Genomic DNA, 569 nt, shown 5'->3' with positions numbered 1-569 from the left:
CGATTGTATAGGTTCCCGCAGGAGTATTATTTGGTACTGTTACCTTACCTTTATCAGTAATCGTTGGTGTCGCTACACCACTACCCTTAGGCGTTGCTGGTGTTACTACCGTTACGCTTACCGTACTTGTGGTGGTCGTTCTGTACCTATATGGTCATTGTCTATCACACTACCACTGCTAGTGCCTCCTGCCGTTACGGTTACCACATCTGGTGTTGCTACTATAGGCTCTACTGGTACTACCACAGTGGCTGTGTTGTAGTCCAATTGCCTGCATTTAGCTTCTCACATACGCGGTATACGATTGTATAAGTTACCGCAGGAGTATTGTTTGGCACTGTTACCTTGCCTTCATCAGTAATCGTTGGTGTCGCTACACCACTACCCTTAGGCGTTGCTGGTGTTACTACCGTTACGCTTACCGTACTTGTGGTGGTCGTTCTGTACCTATATGGTCGTTGTCTATCACACTACCACTGCTAGTATCGCCAACTGTTACGGTCATCACATCTGGCGTAGCTGTAATAGGTGTTAGTGGTACTACCACAGTGGCTGTGGTTGTAGTACAA

1 protein-coding gene is annotated in these 569 nt (G+C 46.9%); it reads left to right on the top strand.

Features of this window, described 5'->3' with window-relative positions; genetic code table 11:
* A partial coding sequence (locus tag HMPREF9075_RS13890) for a hypothetical protein (protein WP_232305095.1) occupies positions 1-262 on the top strand: 262 nt, incomplete at its 5' end.
* Between the last annotated feature and the right edge of the window lie 307 nt (positions 263-569).

Source organism: Capnocytophaga sp. oral taxon 332 str. F0381 (assembly GCF_000318275.2).
In the GTDB taxonomy this organism is placed as follows: domain Bacteria; phylum Bacteroidota; class Bacteroidia; order Flavobacteriales; family Flavobacteriaceae; genus Capnocytophaga; species Capnocytophaga bilenii.
This window is presented reverse-complemented; position numbering and strand designations above follow the sequence as displayed.